The sequence below is a fragment of the Bradyrhizobium sp. Kon37 genome (genome assembly GCF_055807535.1).
On sequence record NZ_JBVVOY010000207.1, the window covers coordinates 1 to 319 of the forward strand.

2 protein-coding genes are annotated in these 319 nt (G+C 51.7%); both read left to right on the plus strand.

Annotated features, from left to right (window positions below):
* The first annotated feature begins 50 nt into the window (after nucleotides 1-50).
* Nucleotides 51-173, plus strand: a complete 123-nt coding sequence (locus tag AC0L3J_RS37825) for a hypothetical protein (protein WP_473350507.1) — start codon at nucleotides 51-53, stop codon at nucleotides 171-173.
* Nucleotides 128-319 (plus strand): pyruvate formate lyase family protein (locus tag AC0L3J_RS37830; RefSeq protein ID WP_473350509.1); only part of this gene is annotated, 192 nt, incomplete at its 3' end. The genes AC0L3J_RS37825 and AC0L3J_RS37830, both read left to right, overlap by 46 nt.

Consider the following 319-nt stretch of genomic DNA (forward strand, 5'->3'; position numbering starts at 1 on the left):
CAACGCTGGCCCCGCTGGCGCTGCTGACCAAAACGGTCTGGCTGCCGTGGATCAAGCTCGAAAAGCCCGACGCGCGCCTGATTCGCCTCGCTGAAAAGAACAATAACTGGACGTTTAATCTTGCGAAATCGAAGGCGAATACCCGCAGTTTGGTAACAATGATCCGCGTGTAGATGACCTGGCTGTTGACCTGGTAGAACGTTTCATGAAGAAAATTCAGAAACTGCACACCTACCGTGACGCTATCCCGACTCAGTCTGTTCTGACCATCACTTCTAACGTTGTGTATGGTAAGAAAACGGGTAACACCCCAGACGGT